Here is a 343-nt window from a genome sequence, read left to right as displayed (position 1 = left end):
ATCCGGAATTCCCGGTGATAAGGAAACAGAGTGTTGAGCATCCGTTTGGCACGATAAAAATGTGGATGGGAGCGACTCACTTTTTGACTAAACGCCTCAAAAATGTGAGCACTGAAATCAGCCTCTGTGTTCTTGCTTACAACCTGAAACGTATGATGACCCTACTGGGAACTGTCGATTTGATGGCGGCCATCAGTCTGAGCTAAGCTTAGTTTCACCAAAAATCTGCCCCAAACGCTCAAGGCACGCTGCTTTTAAATGACTTCATATTACAAGCCACCAATCTGCATCAGAACATTGTGAATGTGATGAGCGCTAATCGGGTTGCTTAAATGCAACCCAA

The 343-nt window shown here is 44.9% G+C and carries 1 pseudogene; it reads left to right on the top strand.

From position 1 onward, the window contains the following. A pseudogene (locus tag AAC147_RS09775) lies at window positions 1–206 on the top strand (IS5/IS1182 family transposase); the annotation flags it as partial. Between the last annotated feature and the right edge of the window lie 137 nt (window positions 207–343).

Source organism: Xenorhabdus sp. NBAII XenSa04 (genome assembly GCF_963866145.1).
Lineage (GTDB): Bacteria > Pseudomonadota > Gammaproteobacteria > Enterobacterales > Enterobacteriaceae > Xenorhabdus > Xenorhabdus indica.
The sequence above is the reverse complement of the archived record's forward strand: the minus strand, read 5'-3'. Positions and strand labels throughout refer to the sequence as shown.